This is a genomic window from Leifsonia sp. 563 (assembly GCF_040545055.1).
Classification (GTDB): Bacteria; Actinomycetota; Actinomycetes; order Actinomycetales; family Microbacteriaceae; genus Leifsonia.
Genome location: NZ_JBEPLE010000003.1, coordinates 35,620 through 56,386 on the forward strand (window position 1 = coordinate 35,620; position 20,767 = coordinate 56,386).

The 20,767-nt window shown below is 70.3% G+C and carries 23 protein-coding genes; 13 read left to right on the top strand and 10 right to left on the bottom strand.

The annotated features are described in order from the left end of the window. Position 1: 1 nt before the first annotated feature. The 3 genes from ABIC47_RS10600 to ABIC47_RS10610 form a co-directional block, all read right to left on the bottom strand. Positions 2-901 carry an Abi family protein gene (locus tag ABIC47_RS10600; protein WP_354480215.1) on the bottom strand — a complete coding sequence of 300 codons (900 nt, stop codon included), beginning with the start codon at positions 899-901 and terminating at the stop codon, positions 2-4. A gap of 111 nt (positions 902-1,012) precedes the next feature. Continuing rightward, entirely contained in the window at positions 1,013-1,657 is a 645-nt protein-coding gene (locus tag ABIC47_RS10605; RefSeq protein WP_354480218.1) for a GNAT family N-acetyltransferase, read from the bottom strand. A gap of 41 nt (positions 1,658-1,698) precedes the next feature. Continuing rightward, on the bottom strand, positions 1,699-3,003 hold the full coding sequence (locus tag ABIC47_RS10610; RefSeq protein ID WP_354480221.1) for a glutamyl-tRNA reductase: 1,305 nt from the start codon (positions 3,001-3,003) through the stop codon (positions 1,699-1,701). 98 nt (positions 3,004-3,101) lie between these two features. On the opposite strand from ABIC47_RS10610, the gene hemE reads away from it, so the two are divergent. The 11 genes from hemE (at position 3,102) to hemL (ending at position 13,083) form a co-directional block, all read left to right on the top strand. Further along, positions 3,102-4,250 carry a uroporphyrinogen decarboxylase gene (gene hemE, locus ABIC47_RS10615; protein ID WP_354480224.1) on the top strand — a complete coding sequence of 383 codons (1,149 nt, stop codon included), beginning with the start codon at positions 3,102-3,104 and terminating at the stop codon, positions 4,248-4,250. Further along, entirely contained in the window at positions 4,235-5,896 is a 1,662-nt protein-coding gene (hemG, locus tag ABIC47_RS10620; protein ID WP_354480226.1) for a protoporphyrinogen oxidase, read from the top strand. Before hemE ends, hemG begins: the two co-directional genes overlap by 16 nt. An 8-nt stretch (positions 5,897-5,904) precedes the next feature. Next, positions 5,905-6,225: a hypothetical protein gene (locus tag ABIC47_RS10625; RefSeq protein WP_354480228.1), complete on the top strand. Its 321-nt coding sequence runs from the start codon at positions 5,905-5,907 to the stop codon at positions 6,223-6,225. Positions 6,226-6,262: 37 nt separating this feature from the next. Beyond that, entirely contained in the window at positions 6,263-6,748 is a 486-nt protein-coding gene (locus ABIC47_RS10630) for a phage holin family protein (protein ID WP_018189164.1), read from the top strand. Further along, positions 6,738-6,953 carry a DUF3618 domain-containing protein gene (locus ABIC47_RS10635; protein WP_018189165.1) on the top strand — a complete coding sequence of 72 codons (216 nt, stop codon included), beginning with the start codon at positions 6,738-6,740 and terminating at the stop codon, positions 6,951-6,953. Before ABIC47_RS10630 ends, ABIC47_RS10635 begins: the two co-directional genes overlap by 11 nt. A gap of 49 nt (positions 6,954-7,002) precedes the next feature. Further along, positions 7,003-7,734 (top strand): hydrogen peroxide-dependent heme synthase, encoded by a 732-nt coding sequence (gene hemQ / locus ABIC47_RS10640; RefSeq protein WP_018189166.1) that lies wholly within the window; start codon positions 7,003-7,005, stop codon positions 7,732-7,734. Further along, entirely contained in the window at positions 7,731-8,912 is a 1,182-nt protein-coding gene (locus ABIC47_RS10645; protein ID WP_354480232.1) for a ferrochelatase, read from the top strand. The genes hemQ and ABIC47_RS10645 overlap by 4 nt, the downstream gene beginning before the upstream one ends. Continuing rightward, on the top strand, positions 8,909-9,910 hold the full coding sequence (gene hemC, locus ABIC47_RS10650; protein WP_018189168.1) for a hydroxymethylbilane synthase: 1,002 nt from the start codon (positions 8,909-8,911) through the stop codon (positions 9,908-9,910). Before ABIC47_RS10645 ends, hemC begins: the two co-directional genes overlap by 4 nt. Then, positions 9,907-10,707 (top strand): uroporphyrinogen-III synthase, encoded by an 801-nt coding sequence (locus ABIC47_RS10655; protein WP_018189169.1) that lies wholly within the window; start codon positions 9,907-9,909, stop codon positions 10,705-10,707. The genes hemC and ABIC47_RS10655 overlap by 4 nt, the downstream gene beginning before the upstream one ends. A gap of 100 nt (positions 10,708-10,807) precedes the next feature. Beyond that, positions 10,808-11,779, top strand: a complete 972-nt coding sequence (hemB, locus tag ABIC47_RS10660; protein ID WP_502910244.1) for a porphobilinogen synthase — start codon at positions 10,808-10,810, stop codon at positions 11,777-11,779. Further along, a complete protein-coding gene (hemL, locus tag ABIC47_RS10665) occupies positions 11,767-13,083 on the top strand; it encodes a glutamate-1-semialdehyde 2,1-aminomutase (RefSeq protein ID WP_502910235.1) in 1,317 nt (438 codons plus the stop codon). Before hemB ends, hemL begins: the two co-directional genes overlap by 13 nt. 102 nt (positions 13,084-13,185) lie before the next feature. Here hemL and ABIC47_RS10670 read toward each other — a convergent pair whose 3' ends face one another. From ABIC47_RS10670 to ABIC47_RS10690, 5 genes are all read right to left on the bottom strand, one after another. Continuing rightward, entirely contained in the window at positions 13,186-13,422 is a 237-nt protein-coding gene (locus ABIC47_RS10670; RefSeq protein ID WP_018189172.1) for a hypothetical protein, read from the bottom strand. Positions 13,423-13,466: 44 nt separating this feature from the next. Continuing rightward, positions 13,467-14,720 carry a sugar ABC transporter permease gene (locus tag ABIC47_RS10675; RefSeq protein ID WP_018189173.1) on the bottom strand — a complete coding sequence of 418 codons (1,254 nt, stop codon included), beginning with the start codon at positions 14,718-14,720 and terminating at the stop codon, positions 13,467-13,469. Continuing rightward, positions 14,717-15,547, bottom strand: coding sequence for an ATP-binding cassette domain-containing protein (locus ABIC47_RS10680; RefSeq protein WP_018189174.1), 831 nt, complete (start codon positions 15,545-15,547; stop codon positions 14,717-14,719). The genes ABIC47_RS10675 and ABIC47_RS10680 overlap by 4 nt, the downstream gene beginning before the upstream one ends. A 129-nt stretch (positions 15,548-15,676) precedes the next feature. After that, positions 15,677-16,795 carry an ABC transporter substrate-binding protein gene (locus ABIC47_RS10685; RefSeq protein WP_018189175.1) on the bottom strand — a complete coding sequence of 373 codons (1,119 nt, stop codon included), beginning with the start codon at positions 16,793-16,795 and terminating at the stop codon, positions 15,677-15,679. A gap of 138 nt (positions 16,796-16,933) precedes the next feature. Continuing rightward, a complete protein-coding gene (locus ABIC47_RS10690; protein ID WP_020076075.1) occupies positions 16,934-18,115 on the bottom strand; it encodes an ROK family transcriptional regulator in 1,182 nt (393 codons plus the stop codon). 107 nt (positions 18,116-18,222) lie between these two features. On the opposite strand from ABIC47_RS10690, the gene ABIC47_RS10695 reads away from it, so the two are divergent. Then, positions 18,223-18,609: a hypothetical protein gene (locus ABIC47_RS10695; RefSeq protein WP_089879675.1), complete on the top strand. Its 387-nt coding sequence runs from the start codon at positions 18,223-18,225 to the stop codon at positions 18,607-18,609. A 43-nt stretch (positions 18,610-18,652) separates the two neighbouring features. On the opposite strand, the gene ABIC47_RS10700 is transcribed toward ABIC47_RS10695, so the two are convergent. Further along, the gene (locus ABIC47_RS10700) at positions 18,653-19,042 is read right to left on the bottom strand and encodes a DUF1304 domain-containing protein (protein WP_354480237.1); all 390 of its coding nucleotides are present in this window, start codon (positions 19,040-19,042) and stop codon (positions 18,653-18,655) included. A gap of 23 nt (positions 19,043-19,065) precedes the next feature. Between ABIC47_RS10700 and ABIC47_RS10705 the strand changes: the two genes are divergently transcribed. Continuing rightward, on the top strand, positions 19,066-20,349 hold the full coding sequence (locus tag ABIC47_RS10705) for an FAD-dependent oxidoreductase (protein WP_354480240.1): 1,284 nt from the start codon (positions 19,066-19,068) through the stop codon (positions 20,347-20,349). Between the two features lie 17 nt (positions 20,350-20,366). Here the strand turns inward: ABIC47_RS10705 and ABIC47_RS10710 are convergent, their stop codons facing one another. Then, a complete protein-coding gene (locus tag ABIC47_RS10710; RefSeq protein ID WP_354480243.1) occupies positions 20,367-20,765 on the bottom strand; it encodes a DUF1304 domain-containing protein in 399 nt (132 codons plus the stop codon). Between the last annotated feature and the right edge of the window lie 2 nt (positions 20,766-20,767).

Consider the following 20,767-nt stretch of genomic DNA (forward strand, 5'->3'; position numbering starts at 1 on the left):
CTCACAGCGTGGGTCTGTAGTAGCCCTGCTCCAGGCCCGGTACCGAGTGGACGAGGTCGAGGAGCTGAGTGGAGTAGCTGTTTCCGCTCTCGATCTGGTCGACCATCCCCGCAAGCAGGGTCAGGGCAGCGGCCGGGGTCTTTGGAGCCAGATACTCCCGTTTCACCTTCAATGCGATGGCAGGCAACGTCACATGGCCATTGATCCGCCTGTTCCACAGTCGTCCGTGATGGGCCGCGATGTTCCTCAGGAAAGCGATGTTCTGCACCGCTTGGAGGAGCTTCGGGACGTCCTCGATGTGGATCGATCTGGCAACGGGCTCGAGGATGGATTTGTCCCTGAGCGCGCGCAACAACCGCGAGAAGGTGCCGATCGAGACGACCTCGATCGCCGCCCACAGAGGTACGGGATCGCCCCGGTCAAGGTGGTGCCGGATGAAGATCTCGTCGCGATTCTGAACAGCGTTGAAGTCCCGAAGGACGGCATTTCGGTTGCCGGCCTCGCTGTGCCACCGCCGGTGACCAGGATCCGACACGTCGACCTCCGGCACTGCGGGTAGGTAGAGGGCCGGGTCGAGGTATGCGTCACCGCCGCCGATGGCCTGGGTGAGATGATAGGCGACCCTGCTTCGCAAGGTGGGCTCGACGACTGAGATTCCATCCAGGACGCTGTTGCGGACAGCTCGGTCGAGGTCATAGACCTCCATCACCTGCGCTGCCCGCACGTTCGCCCTGTAGCGGTCGCTGTCTCCTTCGTAGAAGGAACGCGCGTAGCCGCTCACCCGGTAGTAATTGCTGGAGTACAGGAACATGGCGAAGGCCTCCGCGCTCACATCGCCCAGGATCAACCCACGATCGACGTGCCGCTGGACCTGTGCTCGCAGGTCGATCCAGTCCTTCACATGCAACCTCTCGCCATACAAACGAAGAACCCACCCAGCCCGAAGGCTGGGTGGGTCCGAATGTTGGTTCCAAACTACCACAGCGAGCCGCATGCCGTGGAGGAGCCGCGGCTACTCCACGAGCGACTGGCGCGCCGAGCGGAACTCCTGCTCGAGGATGGCGTAGACGGCGGTGTCCGACCACTCGCCCTTGAAGATCTCGGTCTCGCGCAGGAGCGCCTCCTGGCGCATCCCGAGACGCTCGCACAGGCGGGCCGATGTGTCGTTGCGGGCGTCGAGCTGGGCGAAGACCCGGTGGGCGCCGAGGGTGTCGAAGCAGAGTTCGAGCACCCGCTGGGCCGCCTCGGTCGCGTAGCCGGCTCCGTGGACGGCCGGATGGAAGACCCAGCCCATCTCGAACTTGCCCCAGGTCGCGTTCTTCAGGAAGAGGCTGATGTCGCCGATCACGCGGCCGCGGCCGCCCTCGGCGTCGGCCAGCTCCACGGCGAACACGATGCCGTCGCCGTTCTCGGCCAGCCGGTTCATGGCGATCCGCTTGCGCAGGTGCTCCGCCGACTCGTCGTGGTCGTGCACCTCCCAGTAGAGGTAGCGGACGACGTCCTTCAGTTTCTGGTAGGCGTGCACGTCCTCCAGGTCGCCCGTGTTCAGCGGGCGCAGCAGCAGGCGCTCGGTGCGCAACTGCTCGGCGGCGTAGGGCAGGCCGCTCGCGCCGTGCGGCGGGATGACGGCGGTCGTGGTGGCTTCTTCGTCGCTCACGGTCGCTCCTCGTGCTCTGTGGTGCGGGATGGTGCTGTGGTTCAGGATGCCGCGGACTCGTCGTCCACAGCGGTGAGGCGGGGGTGGGCGCGCTCGGCGTCCACATCCACGCCGAAGACGGCGGCGGCGCCGTCGATGAAGGACTGCGCATCGCCCTGCCGGGCGAGCTCGCGCGCGCGGACCGACGGGGTGTGGAGCAGGACGCCGGCCAGGTGACGCAGGGCCGCCTCGGTCTGCTCGCTGCCGTCGCCGCGGTTCCTGGCGCGCTCGATCTCGGCGTCGAGGACGTCGAACACGTGCTTGCGCAGCGCGACGAGCGCCGGGGTGACCTCCTGCTCGGCGGTCCGTGCGCGGTACTCGGCGGCGGCCGCGTCCACGATGCTGCGCGCGTCGTCCGCGGCCTGAAGCTCGGTCAGCGGCGCGTGGATGCTGATGGTCTCGAGGTCGAGCAGCTCGACGCCGAGCAGCTCGGCGACCGTCGGGTCGACGTTGCGGGGGAGGCCGAGGTCGATCACCAGGCGGCGCTCGACCGCACCCGGCAGGGCGACGGCCTCGGCGAGGATGGGCCGGGTGAGGACGTAGTCGGTGACCGCCGAGCAGGTGACGACGAGGTCGCTCTCCGCCAGCGCGTCGACGAGGCCGTCTGCGGCGACGGGTGCGATGTCGTGCGAGAGGGCGAACTTGGCCGCGCGACCCGACGGCGAGTACACCCGCACGTCGGTCACTCCGCGATCGCGGAGGGCGGCGAGGCTCGCGCCCGCATACTTGCCGGTGCCGACGAGCAGCACGCGCGTCTGCGCCCAGTCGCTGATCCGGCTCTCGGCGAGGTCGAGGGCGAGGCGGACGAGGGAGCGACCGGCGGTCATGATGCCGGTGCGGTTCTTCACCCCGCGGGAGGTGCGCGATGCGACCTGGAACAGGCGCTCCAGCTCGCTCGTCACCGATCCGTCGCGGCGGGCCGACTCCAGTGCACGTCGCACCTGACCGGCGATCTCGCCCTCGCCGACGACGACCGACTCGAGGCCGCTGGTGACGGCGAACAGATGCTCGGCGACCGCGTGGTCGCTGTAGACCGCGCTCGCGCCGCGGAGCAGGTCGGGGTCGATTCCGGCGGCGCTGCTCACCGCATCCAGCACGGCCTCGGTGGAGACGGCGCGGGCTGCCGGGAGCGGCTCGTCGATGTCGAGGTAGGCCTCGAAGCGGTTGCAGGTCGCGAGAACGACCGAGCCCGAGACGATGTCGCTGTGCTCCGAGAGTGCGGCGGTGATGGCGGGAGCGTGACGCTCGAGCCGTTCCAGGAGGTCGAAGTCCGCCGTCCGGTGACTCGACGAGAAGCACAGAAGCACGGAGGAAAGCCTACGCTCGCGTCGGAGCAACCTCGAATCGGGCTCCAGGTTCCCTTCAGCCGGGCGTTCTCGCGGGAGAGCCCTGGCACAATCGTGTAGTGACCACCCTCGCCTCCGACCATCCCCTCTCCTCCGGCCTCACCGCCTCCAGCCCCCTCGTCCGGGCGTACCAGGGCGAACGCCAGGAGGTGACCCCGGTCTGGTTCATGCGTCAGGCGGGGCGCTCTCTGCCCGAGTACCGCGAACTGCGGGTCGGGACGCGGATGCTCGACGCCTGCCTCGACCCGGCGATGGCGAGCGAGATCACCCTGCAGCCGGTGCGGCGCCATGGTGTCGACGCGGGCATCTTCTTCAGCGACATCGTCGTCCCGCTGAAGCTCGCGGGAGTGGATGTGGAGATCGTGCCGGGCAAGGGGCCGGTGTTCGCGCAGGCCGTCCGCACGACGGCGGATGTCGAGCGCCTGACGGCGATCGATCCGGCGTCGCTCGACGAGAGCGTATTCGCGCCGATCCAGGAGGCCGTGCGCCTCACGGTTGCCGAGCTGGGCAGCACCCCGCTGATCGGCTTCGCCGGCGCTCCGTTCACGCTGGCCGCCTACCTCGTCGAGGGCGGTCCGTCGAAGGACCACATCCGCGCGCGGACGCTCATGCACGCGGACCCGGAGGCGTGGGCCCGCCTGATGGAGTGGACGGCCGACGTCTCCGGCGCGTTCCTCCGCGCCCAGGTGCTCGCCGGCGCGAGCGCCGCCCAGCTCTTCGACTCGTGGGCGGGGTCGCTCTCGCTCCACGACTACGTGACCCACGTCGCCCCCGCCTCGGCCCGGGCGCTGTCGCACGTCCGCGACCTGGCGTACGAGCTTCCCCGCACCGCGGCAGCCGGCGACGCCGAGCCCGCGCTCGACGACGTCGTGCGGAACGTCCCGCTCGTGCACTTCGGCGTCGGCACCGGCGAGCTGCTCAAGGCGATGCACGAGGTCGGGGCGGATGCCGTGGGCGTCGACTACCGCATCCCGCTCGACGAGGCCAGCCGCCGTCTCGGGCACGTCGTCCCAGTGCAGGGCAACGTCGACCCGGCGATGCTGGACGCGCCGTGGCCGGTGCTCGAAGCACACGTCCGCGACGTGCTCGACCGTGGCCGCGAGGCGCCCGCGCACATCCTGAACCTCGGTCACGGCGTCCCGCCGGAGACCGACCCCACTGTTCTGACGCGCGTCGTCGAGCTGGTGCACGGGTGGCGACCGGAGTGAGCGGCGAGGGCGACGACATCGGCGAGGAGATCCGCCACGCGGTCGAAGCGCCGCCCACGCGCATCGTCGTCGTCGGCGGTGGGATGGCCGGACTGGTCGTCGCGCGCGAGTGCGCCCGTCCGGGGTTCGAGGTCACCCTCCTCGAGGCCTCCGACCGCGTCGGCGGTAGTGTCGCGCCGCTTCCCCTCGGCGGGATGACGCTGGATGCGGGTGCCGAGAGCTTCGCGACCCGAGGCGGCCACGTCGCCGAGCTCCTCAGCGACCTGGGTCTCGACGACGACGTGGTGCAGCCCAACCCCTCCGGTGCCTGGGTGCGCCACGGGAGCCGCTCGGTTCCTCTCCCGAGGGCCGGGCTGCTCGGCATCCCGAGCTCGCCGCTGGCGAAGGACGTCGTAGCGGCGATCGGCTGGCCGGGCGCTCTGCGCGCGTACCTCGACCGCCTGATGCCGGTGCTCAAGATCGGCAAGGAGCGTCGCCTCGGCACGCTCGTCCGCAAGCGCATGGGAAGCAGAGTGCTCGACCTCCTCGTGGCCCCGGTCGCGACCGGCGTGTACTCGGCCGCACCCGACGAGCTGGATGTCGAAGTGGTCGCCCCGGGGCTCAACTCCGCGCTCACCCGGCTGGGCTCGCTGTCCGGCGCGGTCGGCGAACTGCGATCGGCGTCGAAGGCGGGGAGCGCGGTCGGGGGGATCCGCGGCGGGATGTGGCGGCTGCCGGAGGCGCTCGCCGCAGACGTCGAGGCGCGCGGCGGGACGGTTCGCACGGGCGCCGCGGTCGCGGCCATCGACCGGTGGAGCGCGCCGGATGCCGAGGAGACGGCGCGCGCTGTCATCGAGTCGGTGCTGGCCGAGTCGCTCGCGGGCGACGAGGCGACGGCGACCGTCCCGGACGCGGAGGCGTCCCGCCCGGCCCGCTGGGTCGTGCGCGCGACTGACGGCCACGAACTCCCGGCCGATGTCGTGGTGCTCGCCGCTCCGGCCGACGCCTCGCTGCGGCTCCTCCCCGCACTCGAGACGGCGCCGGGCGACACGGGCGCTCTCGCCGACCTCGCGGGCCTGGACTGGCCCGCCGCCTCCAGCGTCGAGCTGGTGACCCTCGTGATCGACGACGACCGCCTCTCGACCACCCCGGTCGGGACGGGCGTGCTCGTCGCCGATGTTCCCGGCACGGATGTTCGTGCCAAGGCGATGACCCACTCCAGCGCGAAGTGGGCCTGGGTCGCGGAGGCCGCCGGACCCGGCCGCCATGTGGTGCGGCTCTCCTACGGACGCGCCGGACGCGCGGCGGAGACGCGGGACCTGGACGACGCCGGACTGCGCGCTCTGGCGGTCGCCGACGCGTCCCGGCTCCTCAATATTCCGATCGCGGAATCCTCCGTGACCGCATTCGCCCGAACCCCCTGGACGAACGCCCTCCCGTATGCGACAGTGGGGCAGCGGGAACGCATCCAGCGGGTCCGCACCGAGGTCGACGGCGTCGAGGGTCTCGAGGTCACCGGGTCCTGGCTGACCGGTACGGGCCTCGCCTCCGTCATCCCGGATGCGCGCCGGACTGCCGAGCGCGCGCGAGGTCTACGCTGGAGGGCCCTGACGGCCGCTCTCCAGGCGGACGCCTCAGGAACCACCGAACAGGGACTCGACACTTAGGAGACGGAATGCGCGGCAAACTCCTCTTCGTCGCCGGAGCGGCGGTGGGCTACGTGCTCGGCGCCCGCGCCGGACGCGAACGGTACGACCAGATCAAGGCCGCGGCCACGCAGGTGTGGCAATCGCCGGGCGTGCAGAAGCAGGTGCACGCGGTGGAGGACTTCGTGTCCGCGAAGGTCGGCGAGTTCCCCGAGACCGCGTATATCACCGTGAAGAAGCTCGTCGTGCAGGCGAACCGCCGCCGCCGCGAGTCCCGGGCGCCGTATCCGTCGCCCGCCGCCGAAGCCGCCATCCGCGCGGGAGACGGCAGCAGCGACACGTCGTCCTGACGGGGGTACTGTACGGAAGCGACGAGGGGAGACGCCGATGACCGACCGTGAGCGGGGAGCCGCAGGCGCTGCCGGCGCGTCCGGACCGCAGCAGGTGCGGACACCGGGGGAGCGCGCACGCGCGGAACGGGCGAAGGCCCGACCTCTCGTCCAGCTGATCTCCGACCTTCCCCGGCTGATCGTCGAGCTGCTGAAGGCCGAACTGAACCATCTCAAGGCCGAGTTCGCCGAGAAGGCGAAGTATGCCGGCGTCGGCATAGGGCTCCTCGCCGGGGCCGCCTTCTTCCTGTTCTTCGCGTTCGGCACGCTGGTCGCCGCCGCCATCCTCGGCATCGCGGTCGCGCTGCCCGCCTGGGCGGCCGCGCTCATCGTCTTCGGCGCACTGGTCGTGATCGCCGTGATCCTGGCGCTGGTCGGCATCCGCTCGTTCAAGAAGATGGACGGTGTCGCCCCCTCGCAGACCATCGACAGCATCAAGGAAGACGCGGACGCGCTGAAGGGACTGGGGAAGTATGACAACTGACCGCAGCGACGTCGACCGGGCGCGGGCCGAGCTCGCCGCCACGGTAGAGGCGATCGAGTACAAGCTGAACGTGCCCAAGCGCGCGGCCGAGACGATCGAGCGGCTCCGTCGGGACAACCCGCTCGGCCTTGCCGGTATCGCGGCCGGGGCGGTCGCCGCGACCGCCCTCGCCGTCTGGGGCGTCGTCCGTCTCATCCGACGGTGAGCGCCTCCCCGTTTTTGGCCTTCTCAGGTTTGAGAGGGAGACTGTGGGTATGAGTACCCCGGCTGCCGTTCCGGCAGAGTCGACCACCCCCGACACCCCCACCGACACCCCGACCGGATTCACGCTCTGGGCTGTGCTGCGCCGCGATCCCGCCCGACCGGACGACCTCGACGGCACGGACGTGCCGACCGCCGTCTCCGAGCTCGAAGGCGTGATCGCCGACATGGAGCTCCAGAACGTCACGACGCGCGGACTCTACGACGTCTCCGGCCTCCGCGCCGACGCCGACGTCATGATCTGGCTGCACGGCCCCGAGGCGGAGGCGCTGCAGTGGGGACTCCGCCAGCTGCGACGCACGCGACTGCTGAAGGCGCTCCTCCCGACCTGGAACGCCATGGGCGTCCACCGTGACGCCGAGTTCAACAAGGCCCACGTCCCCGGATTCCTCCGGGGCAAGGGCCCGAAGGAGTGGCTCTGCGTCTACCCGTTCGTGCGCAGCTACGAGTGGTACCTGCTGCCGGACGAGGAGCGCTCGAAGATGCTCGCCGAGCACGGCCGGAAGGGCGCCGCGTTCCGGTCAGTCCTCGCGAACACGGTCGCCTCGTTCGCCCTCGGCGACTACGAGTGGATCCTGCCGCTCGAGGCCGACGAGCTCACCGACCTCGTCGACATGATGCGCGAGCTCCGCTACACGGAGGCGCGTCGCCACGTGCGCGAAGAGGTCCCGTTCTTCACCGGTCGCCGCATCCAGCCGGCCGAGGTCGTGGAGGTCCTGCAGTGACGGATGCGCAGACCGCCCAGCGCGTGCTGGGTGCGACCCCGGCTGCCGCCGCGGGTCCGGAGCACGTCACCGAGCCGACCGCGTACGACGCCATCCTGCTCGCCGGTTTCGGCGGTCCGGAGGGGCAGGACGACGTCATCCCCTTTCTCCGCAACGTCACCCGCGGTCGCGGCATCCCGGAGGAGCGGCTCGAAGAGGTCGCCCACCACTACCGACACTTCGGCGGCGTCAGCCCCATCAACGACCAGAACCGCGAGCTCAAGGCGGCCCTGGAGGCGGAGCTCGCCGAGCGCGGCATCGACCTGCCGGTGTTGTGGGGCAACCGCAACTGGGATCCGTACGTCGCCGACGCGCTCCGCGAGGCCGACGAGCGCGGCTTCACCAAGCTGATCGCGATCGCGACGAGCGCGTACTCCTCGTACTCGAGCTGCCGCCAGTACCGCGAGGACTTCGCGGGCGCGCTGGAGGCCACGGGACTCGAGGGGCGCATCCAGATCGACAAGGTGCGCCAGTTCTTCGACCACCCGGGCTTCGTCGAGCCGTTCATCGAGGGCGTGAAGAACGCCATCGACGAGCTGCAGCAGAAGCTTCCGGGCATCGACCCGGCCACCGAGGTGCGCATCCTCTTCTCGACGCACTCCATCCCGTCGACCGACGCGGCGAAGTCCGGGCCGGCCGAGCGCGGCTTCGGCGAGGGCGGCGCCTACGCGGCCCAGCACCTCGCGGTCGCCGAGGTCGTCTCGCACGCTGCGACCGGCGGCACCGTCGGCTGGGATCTGGTCTACCAGTCCCGCTCGGGCCCGCCGTCGATGCCGTGGCTGGAGCCGGACATCAACGACCGCATCGCCGAGCTCCCTGCCCTGGGGATCAAGGGTGTCGTCATCGTTCCGCTCGGTTTCGTCAGCGACCACATGGAGGTCCTCTGGGACCTCGACAACGAGGCGATGGAGACCAGCGACGAGAACGGCCTGGTCGCCGTCCGCGTCCCGACCCCCGGCACCCATGCGGCGTACGTGAAGGGCCTGGTCGACCTGGTCTTGGAGCGCCGCGACGCCGTCCCCGTCGACCAGCGCCCGGCGATGACATCGCTCGGCCCCTGGTACGACGTGTGCCGCCCCGGCTGCTGCGAGAACGTCCGGCTCGGGTTCAAGCCCGCCGCTGCGGGGCTCGCGCCGTGAGCGGGACCGTGACGAGGGTCGACGGCGCCGCCGAGCGCCGCGAGGGCGTGCTGCGCATCGGCACCCGCGGCAGCGCGCTGGCGGTCGCACAGACGACGGCCGTCGCCGAGTCCATCGCGCGCGCGACCGGGCTGGATGTCGAACTCGTCACGGTGACCACCCACGGCGACACATCGCGAGAGTCTCTGGCTCAGCTCGGCGGCACGGGCGTGTTCGCGACCGCCCTGCGCGACGCCCTGCGCGCCGGCGAGGTCGACCTCGTCGTGCACTCGCTCAAGGACCTCCCGACTGCGCCCGCTCCCGGGCTCGTCATCGGCGCCGTCCCCAAGCGCGCCGATGCCCGCGACACCCTCGCCGCGCGTGACGGTCTGACGCTCGAGACCCTCCCCGAGGGTGCCCGCGTCGGAACCGGATCGCCGCGCCGCGTCGCCCAGCTGAAGTCGCAGCGTCCCGACCTCGACGTCGTCGACCTGCGCGGCAACGTCGACACGCGTCTCCGCATGGTGACCGACGGCGAGCTGGATGCGGTGGTGCTCGCCGCGGCAGGCCTCAGCCGTCTCGGCCGCCTCGACGCCGTGACCGACTACTTCCCGCTGTCGCTCGTCCCGACCGCTCCGGGCCAGGGCGCGCTCGCGCTCGAGGTCCGCGCCGGAGACGAGAAGGGCCGCGGACCGATCGCCCGGGCGCTCTCAGCGGTCGACCATGTCACCACCCACGCGTCGGTGACCGCCGAGCGCCACGTGCTCGCCGGCCTCGAGGCGGGATGCGCCGCTCCCATCGGCGCCACCGCCCTCGTCGACGACGGTCTGCTCTTCCTCACGGCGACCGTGTACCGCCCCGACGGCACGGAGAAGCTCACCGCATCCCACGCCGCCACTCCCGACTCCCTCAGCGCCGCTCACCTCGACGAGGCCGCACAGGATGTCGGCGCCCGCGTGGTCGCCGAGCTGCTGGAGGCCGGGGCCGCGTCGCTTGCTCCACTCGGGAGCGATCGATGACCACTACCGCTCCGACTCCGAAGCCGCTCGCCGGCTGGCGCGTGCTCGTGCCGCGCGGCGGTCCGTGGGGAGACTCCGTCGCCGCGGATCTGCGAGCGAAGGGCGCATCGCCGGTCGTCGCCGCGATGATCAACTTCGCTCCGACCGCAGACGCGTCGGCGCTCGAGGCGGCCCTCGCCCGGCTCGCGAACGGCGAGTTCGACTGGATGACCGTCACGAGCGCCACGACAGTGGACGTGCTCAGCGCCCAGCGCGCCGTCGTCCCGCCCACGACACGGGTCGCCGCGGTGGGCGAGACGACCGCCGCCGCACTCGCCGCCGCCGGCTATCACGTCGACCTGGTGCCGTCGGAGGACAACTCGGCCCGCGGCCTGCTCGCGGAATGGGAGGCGGCCACCCAGGGCGCCTTCCCCTTGCGCGTCCTCACCCTCCGCTCGGAGATCGCGAAGCCCCTCCTGACCGAGGGGCTGCGTCGCATCGGGCACGATGTCGAGTCGGTCGTCGCCTACCGGACCGTCGGCGTGCCGGTGCCCGAGAAGGTCATCACCGACGTGCGCGACGGGCTCGTGCAGGCGATCCTGGTCACCAGCGGCTCGGTCGCCGAGCAGGTGCAGAAGCAGCTCGGCCCCGTCCCGGAGTCGACGCTGATCGCGGCCATCGGTCCGCAGACCGCGCGCGACGCCCGTTCCTTCGGCCTCCGGGTCGATGTCATCGCGGCCGAGCGCACCGCCGCATCCCTCATCGACGCGGTCGTTCAGGTCGCGCAGGCGCGCGCCCGGGACGCCGACGACTCCTGAGTTTTTCGGCTCCCCGCAGCGCATTCGCGCGAAAAAGTCCGGAGCCGTTTGCTGGGAGGACGCTCAGTTCGCCGGGCGTAGGCTGATGTGAGTGAGTGAACTGCATCCCGTCATCCGGCCCCGACGGCTGCGGCAGTCCCCGGCGATGCGCCGGCTGACCGCCGAGACCCGCCTCCACCCCGCCGAGCTGATCCTCCCGCTCTTCGTCCGAGAGGGCGCCACCGAGGCCGTTCCGATCGCCTCGATGCCCGGTGTCTCCCAGCACAGCCTCGACTCGCTGAAGCGCGTCGCGAACGAGGCTGCTGAGGCCGGCGTCGGCGGTCTGATGCTCTTCGGCGTCCCGGAGGAGCGCGACGCCAGCGGCTCCGGAGCGACCGATCCCGACGGCATCCTCAACGTCGCGACGCGGGTGCTCGCCGACGAGGTGGGCGACGCGCTCGTGGTCCAGACCGACCTGTGCCTCGACGAGTTCACCGACCACGGCCACTGCGGGGTTCTGGATGCGCGCGGTCACGTCGACAACGACGCCACCCTCCTCCGCTACCGCGACATGGCGGTCGCGCAGGCAGAGGCCGGCTCCCAACTCCTCGGCCTCAGCGGGATGATGGACGGCCAGGTCGCCGCCGTCCGCGAGGCCCTCGATGAGACCGGGCACACGGACGTCGTCATCCTGGCCTACGCGGCCAAGTACGCCTCCGGCTTCTACGGGCCCTTCCGCGAGGCCGTCGACTCGCAGCTCTCCGGCGACCGCCGCGCCTACCAGCAGGACCCGGCGAACCGGCGCGAGGGCCTGCGCGAGGCGCGTCTCGACCTGGAGGAGGGCGCCGACATCCTCATGGTGAAGCCGGCGCTCAGCTATCTCGACGTTCTCAGCGATGTCGTCGCGATCAGCGATGTCCCGGTCTGGGCGTACCAGGTGTCGGGGGAGTACGCGATGGTGGAGGCCGCGGCGGCCAACGGCTGGATCGACCGCGACCGGATCATCGAGGAGACGCTGATCGGCGCACGCCGCGCCGGCGCCGACGCGATCATGACCTACTGGGCGACGGAGGTGGCCGGGTGGCTGCGATGAACGACGAGAACGAGCAGCAGTTCGAGCGGGCGCAGCGCGTCATCCCGGGCGGTGTGAACTCGCCGGTGCGCGCGTTCCGCTCGGTCGGTGGAACACCGCGCTTCCTGGTGTCGGCTTCCGGCCCGTACGTCACCGACGCAGACGGCCGCGAGTACGTCGACCTGGTCGCGTCGTGGGGTCCGGCGATCCTCGGCCACGCGCATCCCGCCGTCGTGGATGCGGTGCAGCAGGCGGCCGCGCGCGGCCTGTCCTTCGGGGCGTCGACTCCCGCCGAGACCGAGCTCGCCGAGGCCGTGATCGGCCGTGTCCCGTTCATCGAGAAGCTGCGGCTCGTGTCCACCGGTACCGAGGCGACGATGAGCGCCATCCGCCTCGCGCGCGGATTCACCGGCCGGCCGCTGCTGATCAAGTTCGCCGGGCACTATCACGGCCACTCGGATAGCCTTCTGGCCGAGGCCGGTTCGGGTCTCGCGACCCTCGCGCTCCCCGGCTCTGCCGGCGTGACCGAGGCGACGGCAGCCCAGACGATCGTGCTTCCGTACAACGATCTGGATGCGGTGCGCGCGGTCTTCGAGGCGCAGGGCCCCGACATCGCCGCCGTCATCACCGAGGCCGCCGCCGCCAACATGGGCGTCGTCCCGCCAGACGCCGGCTTCAACGCCGCACTGACCGACCTCGCGCACGAGTTCGGCGCCTTGCTCATCCTCGACGAGGTGCTGACCGGTTTCCGCGTCAGCGACGCCGGCTTCTGGGGACTCGACCGCGGCTACACGCCCGACCTGGTGACCTTCGGGAAGGTCATCGGCGGCGGGATGCCGCTGGCGGCCCTCGGCGGACGCGCCGAGCTCATGGACTTCCTCGCGCCGGCCGGTCCGGTGTACCAGGCGGGAACGCTCTCCGGGAACCCGGTCGCGGTCGCCGCCGGTCTCGCCACGCTGGCGAACGCCGACGAGGCCGTCTACGACCGCCTCGACACCGTCGCGGAGACAGTGTCGTCGGGGGTCTCGGATGCCCTCTCGGCCGCCGGAGTCGCCCACCGGGTGCAGCACGCGGGCAACCTGTTCAGCGTCGTCTTCGGCGACTTCGACCGGGCTCCGCGGACGTACGCCGAGGTGCAGCGGCAGGAGGCGTACCGCTACCGTGCGTTCTTCCACGCGATGCTCGACCAGGGCGTCTCGCTGCCGCCGAGCGTCTTCGAGGCATGGTTCGTCACCGCTGCGCACGACGCGGCGGCTGTCGACCGCATCCTGAACGCCCTCTCCGCCGCCGCCCGCGCAGCGGCCGCCGCCACCCCCACCACCTGACCCGCGATCCCCTTCGCCGAGGTGCACCTTGTTGCGCACTCCCACGGCGTGTCGACCGCAACAACGTGCACCTCGACGAAAGGGGAATCCCGGGAAGAGGGGTCAGGCGTCGGGGGCGGCGGGTTCGCGCGAGAGGGATTCCACGTAGGTGTAGGTGGCGGATGCGGGCCAACCGTCCGCATCCAGCAGCGCGTAGACGTCGAAGTTGAGCGTCCCGCCTCCGCCGGCCGCGCGTCGTAGCGTGCGCGGAGGGGCGTCCGACGCGGAGCGGACGGTCACCGTCTGCGGTTCCGCGCCCGAACGCAGAAGGCGGGCGCGGAAGGTGGTGGTCCGGGTCATCCCACCACTCTCCCACGCCCGCCCGGAGGACGGGACCGGAGTCCCTAGGCTTGCCCGTGCGACGCCCTCGAGCGCCGCGACAGCGAGTCGATGATCACGGCGAGCAGCAGCACGGCGCCCGTGATCATGAAGCGGTACGACGAGTCCAGGTTGAGGAGCGTCAGACCGTTCGAGATCGACTGGATGACCAGGATGCCGAGCAGCGCCGACCACGCCGAACCGCGTCCACCGAACAGGCTCGTTCCGCCGATCACCGCCGCCGCGATCGCGTTGAGGTTGGTGTCGGTTCCACCAGAGCCCGCTCCCACCGACGCCAGGCGGGCGGCGGCGAGCAGGCCGCCGACGGCCGCGAACGTCGAACACAGGATGAACACGCTGATGAAGACGCGGTTGACGCGGATACCGGCTCGACGTGCCGCCTCCACCGAGCCGCCGACCGCGAAGACCGAGCGGCCCCAGCGGGTGCGGGTGAGGAGGAAGTTCATCACGATCACGAGCACGACGAAGAACAGGAACATCGCTCCCGTGCCGCGGTCGGTGGACAGGTACCAGACGCTGATGCACAGTCCGACGAGCAGCAGCGCGGCCTTGATGGCGACGACCGCCATCGATCCCTCCGAGAGCCCGGCGTTGCGGCGGCGGACGTTGCGCCGGAAGTCGGAGAAGAACATCCCGCCCGCCGCGATCACCGCCAGCGCGTACGCCGCCCACGGCGGGAGGAACCACTGTTGCGCGAACTTCACGATCCACGAGTCGTAGGGGATGTTGATCGAGCTGTTCGCGCCGAGGATCCACAGCTGGAGGCCGAGGAAGCCGAGCAGACCGGCCAGCGTGATCACGAAGCTCGGGACGCCGAACCGGGTGAAGAGGAAGCCGTAGAGCAGGCCGATCGCCGAACCGGCGAGGATGGCGACGATCACCGTGAGCCACAGCGGCCAGTGCAGCTGGGTGAAGCCGACGCCGAGGATGGCTGCGGCGACACCGCTCACCGACCCGACCGACAGGTCGATCTGGCCGAGCAGCAGCACCAGCACGATGCCGATCGAGATCGTGCCGATCGCGGCGCACTGCAGCGTCAGGTTGACCAGGTTGTTCGCGCTGAGGAAGTTGGGGTTGAGGATCTGGAACACGACCCAGATCACGACGAGTCCGATGACGACCGGCAGCGATCCGAGGTCGCCGCCGCGCACCCGGCGTCCGAAGGCGCGGACCGCTCCGCCGAGCCCTTCGTCGCGGATGATCCGCTCGTCCTGGAGGTCCGCCGCCAGCTCGGCCGGCGTCTCTGGTGCCTTTGTCATGCTTCCGGGCTCCGTTCGGTGGATTCTTCGGCCTCCATGAGCCGCTCGGCGCGACGCACCACGACGTTGTCGGTCGCGCCGGTGATGGCGGAGATGATCTCCTCGTAGCTGACCTCCGGCACACGGAAGTCGCCGTTGTTGCGGCCGAGGCGCAGCACCGCGACGCGGTCGGCGACGGCCTGCACGTCGGCCATGTTGTGGCTGATCAGGATGACGCCGAGTCCGCGCTCGCGCAGCCGCTCGATGAGGTTGAGCACCTCGGCGGTCTGCGCGACGCCCAGGGCGGCGGTCGGCTCGTCGAGGATGACGACGCGGGGGTCGCCGATCAGCGACCGGGCGATCGCGACGGTCTGCCGCTGTCCGCCGGAGAGCGACGCGACGGCGATGCGGACCGAGGGGATGCGGGCCGACAGCTGCCGGAGCAGGCTCCACGACCGCTTCTCCATCTCCTCCTCGTCGAGCGTTCCCTTGCTGATCTCGCGACCGAGGAAGAGATTGGAGACCACGTCGAGGTTGTCGCACAGGGCGAGGTCCTGGAAGACGGTGGCGATGCCGAGCTGCCGGGAGGCGGCGGGCGAGGGGATGTTCACCTCCTGGCCGTCGAACTCGATCGTCCCCGCATCCTGCGGGTGGACGCCGGCGAGGATCTTGACGAGCGTCGACTTGCCGGCGCCGTTGTCGCCGACCAGGGCGACGACCTCCCCAGGGTAGACGTCGAGGTGGATGTCGGTGAGCGCTTGGACGGCGCCGAACCCTTTCGAGACCCCCCGCAGGGAGAGGACGGGACGGCGGGAGGACCGCTCCTCGTCCACGATCGCGGATTCCATGGTCACGGCGTTCTCCTTCGAGCTGTGCGCTGCATGCTTCCTGTTCTCAGGGTAGAGCGGAACCCGGCCCGGGGCGCCTCCCCGTTGTTGCGGGGGAGGCGCTGTCCGGGCCGGGCATCCGTTGATCGGTTACTTGATGCCGTACTTGTCGCACGCGGCCTTGTAGTCGGCGGTGCAGATCTTGGCTGCCGAGTCGGAGCCGTAGAACTCGTCCTTGACGACCGTGCTCTCGATGTTGTCCGTCGTCACCGACACCGGGGTCAGCAGGAAGGACTGGATCGCTGCGCCGCCCGCGGTGTCGACCGTGGTGTCGCCCTTGGGCTTGTCACCCTTGGTGAGACCGACCGCGAGCTCCGCGGCCTTCTCCGCCTCCGGCTTGATGGCCTTGTACACAGTCATGTACTGGTCGCCGGCGAGGATGCGCTGGATGCCCGCGAGCTCCGCGTCCTGTCCGGTGACGGGCGGGAACGGGCTCAGGTTGGCCGCCTTCATGGCCGCGATGGCGCCACCGCCGGTGCCGTCATTCGCCGCGTAGACGCCCTTGATCTGGTCCTTGAACTGCGAGACCTGGCCAGACACCCAGTCCTGGGCCTTCGCGGGGTCCCATCCTGGTGTGTCGTACTCGGCGAGCACCTTGTAGCCGCTGGAGTCGATGACGCTGTGCGCGCCCTTCTTGAAGAGGGTCGCGTTGTTGTCGGTCGGGGATCCGTTGACCATGAGGATGCCGCTGCCCGAGGGCACGCCGTCCTTCTTGAGCTTGTCGACGAGGGCCTGGCCCTGCAGCTGGCCGACCTTCTCGTTGTCGAACGAGATGTAGTAGTCGCTGTCGGGGCTGTTGATCAGGCGGTCGTAGGAGATGACCGGAACGTTCTTGGCTTTGGCCTCACCCACGATGGATGCGGCGGCCTCGCCGTCGAACGGGTCGAGCACGAGCACCTTGACGCCCTGGGTGAGCATCGACTCCGCCTGCTGCTGCTGCTTGCTGGCGTCTCCGTCGGCGTTCGCGTAGAGGACCTTGCAGCCGGAGCAGAGCTCCTTGACCTTCGCCTCGAAGAAGGGCTTGTCGGCCGCCTCGTAACGGGCGGTGACCGAGTCCGGGAGGAGGAGGCCGATCTGGGCGTTGGCGGCGTCGCCGGTGCTGCCTCCGCCGGACCCGTTTCCGGATCCGTTCGAACACGCTGTGAGGGTGACGGCTGTGAGCAGGATCGCGGCCGACGCGATGACCGCTCTCTTGGTGGCGATCTTCATTGAAAAACCTCCGATTCGGCACCGCCTTCGTTGGCGGCTGCGTTGAGTGTGCCAGTCGGGGAGTTTGGCGTCAAGAGTTGAAGACAATGGTTTCGATAACGGTTCCCACCGTCTTCGGGGGACATCCGGTCCGGAGGATCAGAACGAGACGCCGTCCGGCGAGATCGAGACGCAGTCGACGGCGTAGGCGACGGCCCCGAGCGCTGCGGCGCGCATCCCGAGCTGGGCCTGGACGATGTCCGGCATGAGGTCCGGGTTGACGATGATCGAGCGCTCGACGGCATGCCGCATCGGGCCGAGCAGCAGCTCGCCCGCGCGGGACAGCTCGCCGCCCACGATCACGCGCTCCGGATCGATCAGGTTGCAGAGGTTCGCCGTCGCCACGCCGATGTGACGGCCCGCGTCGCCGATCGCGCGGATGCAGCGCGCATCCCCGGCCATCGCCTGCAGGACGACGTCGCCGAGCTTGAGGCTGCCGAGGTGGTCGCGCAGCTCGTCGAGGATGGCGGGGCCGCCCGCCAGAGCCTCCAGGCAGCCGCGGTTCCCGCAGCGGCAGAGCGGTCCGTTCTCGCGGATCGTCGTGTGGCCGAATTCGCCGGCGACACCGTGGTTCCCGCGGAACAGCTGGCCGTTGAGCAGCAGGCCGGCGCCGATCCCGTCGCCGACGTCGATCGTGATGGTGTTGCGCTTGCCGCGTCCTGCGCCGAAACGCGATTCACCGAGAGCCGCGAGGTTGGCGGCGTTGTCCACGAAGACCGGGCGCTTGATCCGGCGTTCCATCGACTCGGCGATCACGACGCCGTCCCAGCCGCGCATGATGCCGCTGCGGGCGATCGTCCCGGTCGCCCGGTCGATCGGTGCGGGGACGGCGATCCCGACGGCGAGCAGGTCGTCACGGGACGCATCCACCGATTCGAGCATGTCGTTCAGGAGCAGCGAGACCTTGTCGAGCTCGTTGTCGGCGCGGTGGTCACGGGCGAGGGGCATGTGGTTCTCGGCGACGACGGTGTGGGCGACGTCCGCCAGCGCGACGCGCAGGTGCCTGGTCGAGAAGTGCACGCCGACGACGAGGCCGAGCGCGTGCGCCAGCGTGACGTGCTGGGCGCGGCGGCCCGAACGGATGCTCTGCGTCGTATGCAGGACGCCGGAGGTCGAGAGCTCCTTGACGATGTTCGAGACGGTCGCCGGGGAGAGCCCTGTCGCCCCCGCCAGCTCGACCTGCGTGAGGCCTCCGTGCTTCTTGATGGCGTCGACGATGCGGGCTCGGTTGGCTTCACGAAGTGAAGTCTGCGAACCCGGAGTTCGTCGCTGCGTTGCCACGACGAGAAGGATACATGGCCGGGGAAGGGGGTCGATCAAAAGTGAAAGTAATGGCTTTGTGAGATTCCTATGACCATCTGGGCGGCCCGGCTTGGCAGGATAGAGCTATGGCCGACCTGCACGTTCACCCCGACCGCTTGGAGATCCACCTCACGCGGGCCGAGAAGGTGCTGGCCATGAAGCGGGAGGATCTGGTGGTGCCGCGGGACAGCATCCGCTCGGTCGCCATCACGGAGGACCCGTGGATCTGGATCCGCGGCATCCGCGCGCCGGGCGCCGCCGTCCCGCTGACGCTGTCGATCGGGACGTGGAAGTTCCACGGCGGCAAAGACTTCCTCCTCATCAAGGGCAAGCAGCGTGCAGCCGTCGTGATCGACCTCGACGGCGAGGAGTACTCGCGCATCATCGTGTCGACCCCGCACGCGGCCCGACTGGTGGAGGCGCTGCGCGTCGATGGCAGCGAGCTGGCCGCCGACGGCGGCATCATCGACTGACCCTCAGGCGTTCAGGCGTTCAGGCGTTCAGGCGTTCAGGCGTTCAGGCGTTCTCGGCGACCACGAACAGGACCAGTCCGACCAGCGGGATCCCGCCCTGCAGCAGCGCGGCCACCCAGAAGCGTCGGCCGATGGTGAGCAGCACCAGCGACGCGAGCACCATGCAGACGCCGCAGAAGAAGATAAGGCCGAAGCCGACGTCGTGGAGCGTCGTCCAGTAGAGCACGAGCCCGACGAGCGTTCCTCCGGCGAGGAACAGGTTGTAGAAGCCCTGGCTGTAGGCGACCGGTCGCACGACGTCCGCGTCGTGCTGGGAGCCGACACCGAACCGGCTCCACACGCCGGGCGCCGACCAGAGCACGCTCTGCATCGCGAAGAACACGAGGTGCACGAGCGCCGCCGCGGCGATGAGGACGCTCCCGATGATCGCCATGCCGGGAGGATACGCTGCCGACCATGGAGACGTTGAACACGACGTGCGTCATCGCCGGGGGCGGGCCGGCCGGGATGATGCTGGGCTTGATCCTGGCGCGCAACGGAGTCGACGTGGTGGTGCTCGAGAAGCACGCCGACTTCTTCCGCGACTTCCGCGGGGACACCATCCACCCGTCGACCATCGGCGTGCTCGGCGAACTGGGGCTGGGCGAGCGCTTCCTCGGCCTCCCGCACACCAGCGTCCGAGCCCTGGACGTGGTGGTGAACGGCAACCGCCTCCACCCGATCGACTTCAGTCGGCTCGCTCCGCCGGACGACTTCCTCGTGCTCGCGCCGCAGTGGGACTTCCTGAACTTCCTCGCCGAGGACGGCCGCCGCCACCCGAACTTCCGGCTCCTGATGCAGACGGAGGCGACGGAGCTGATCTGGGAGGAGGATGCGGTCCGCGGCGTCGTCGCCCACGGCCCGGACGGCGACCTCGAGATCCGCGCCCGGTTGACCGTCTCGGCGGACGGCCGCGCCTCCGAGCTGCGGTCGCAGGCGGGTCTCCGCCCCCGGCGCTTCGGGGTGCCGATCGACGTGCTGTGGTTCCGCATCCCGAAGCCGGAGGACCTCCCCGTGCACACGCTGGCGTACGTCGGCGGAGGCGGCATGGTCGTCACGATCGAGCGTCACGACTACGTCCAGGTCGGGCTGATCATTCCGAAGGGCGGATACGGAGAGTTGCACGCGGGCGGCCTCGACGCTTTCCGTCGAGCGGTGATCGGCGCGGCGCCGCACCTGCGGGAGGCGCTCGAGACGATCACCGACTGGGATCAGGTGAAGCTGCTGAGCGTGCAGATCGACCGGCTTCCGCGCTGGTACCGGCGTGGGTTCCTGGCGATCGGGGATGCCGCCCACGCGATGTCGCCGGCGTTCGGCGTCGGCGTCAACTATGCGGTTCAGGATGCGGTCGCAACGGCCAACGCGCTGACGGCGACGCTGCGCGAGCTGGGGCCGGTGGCGGTGAGCGCTTCCGCGGTAGCGAGCGGTCTCGCGGCCGAGGTCGACTCCGCCGAGGTCGATCTGCGGCTGCTCGACGGCATCCAGCGGCGGCGGATGCCCGCGGTCGCGGCGATGCAGCGCATCCAGCTCGCCGCTCATCGGACGATCTCGCGGCCCGAGGGCGTGCGGCTGCTCCCGGAGTCGATGCCCGCGGTGCTGCGAGCGGCGCTCGCCGTGGCGACCCCCGGAATGCAGGCGGTCAGCTCCCGCCTGATCGGGCGGGGGCTCCGGCCGGAGTCGGTCTCGCCGGAGCTGCGCTGACGGTCAGCGCTGAGCGGTCAACTCTGGCCGGTCGCGAGCCCGATCAGCAGGAGGGCCAGGCCGATCAGCGGCAGCGATCCCTGGATGAGCGCGGGGCGCATGTAGCCGCGGCCCGTCGTGACGAGCACCACGGCCGCCGCGACCATGCACGCCGTCGTGAAGATGATGAGCGCGAGCCCGGCCGCGTGCTGGCCGACGCCGTAGAGGATCAGACCGACGACCGCGCCGATCGCGAGGAAGAGATTGTAGAACCCCTGGTTGTACGCCATCGGCCGGACCGTGTCGGCCGCCTCCTGGCTGGCCACGCCGAACCGGCGCCAGACCGTCGGACGGGTCCAGGCGACGCTCTCCATGAAGAAGATCGCGATGTGGAGGGCGGCGGCGAGGGTGACCACGACGGTGGCGACGACGATCATGG